This is a genomic window from Kitasatospora purpeofusca, from assembly GCF_000718025.1.
Classification (GTDB): domain Bacteria; phylum Actinomycetota; class Actinomycetes; order Streptomycetales; family Streptomycetaceae; genus Kitasatospora; species Kitasatospora purpeofusca.
The window spans coordinates 1-628 of record NZ_JODS01000090.1; the positions used below are offsets into that span (position 1 = coordinate 1).

A 628-nucleotide genomic window follows, 5' to 3' on the forward strand; every position below is an offset into this window, starting at 1 on the left:
GGGACTAGATGAACTTCTGGTCGGCGAGGAAGCCCGCGAGCGCCTTGCCGCCCTCGCCCTCGTCCTTGACGACCGTGCCCGCGGTACGCGCCGGACGCGCCGTCACCGACTCCACCGCCGTCCACGAACCCGCCAGACCGACCTCGCCGGCCTCGATGCCCAGATCGTCCAGGTCCAGGGACTCCACCGGCTTCTTCTTCGCCGCCATGATCCCCTTGAACGACGGGTAGCGCGCCTCGCCCGACTGGTCCGTCACCGACACCACCGCCGGCAGCGACGCCTCCACCAGCTCCGTCGCCGAGTCACCGTCCCGACGACCCCTCACCGCACCGCCCTCGACCGACACCTCCGACAGCAGCGTCAGCTGCGGCACACCCAGCCGCTCCGCCAGCAGCGCCGGCAGCACACCCATCGTGCCGTCCGTCGACGCCATACCACCGATCACCAGGTCGAACCCGGTCCGCTCCAGCGCCTTCGCCAGCACCGCCGACGTCCCGATCACGTCCGAACCGTGGATGTCCTCGTCATTGACGTGCACAGCCTTGTCCGCACCCATCGACAACGCCTTGCGCAGCGCGTCCTTCGCGTCGTCCGGACCCACCGTCAGCACGGTCACCTCGGCACCCTC

The 628-nt window shown here is 70.1% G+C and carries 1 protein-coding gene; it reads right to left on the minus strand.

Features of this window, described 5'->3' with window-relative positions; translation table 11 throughout:
• Positions 1–4 precede the first annotated feature (4 nt).
• Positions 5–628: electron transfer flavoprotein subunit beta/FixA family protein (locus IF01_RS0140845; protein WP_030398687.1), on the minus strand; the 624-nt coding region annotated here is incomplete at its 5' end.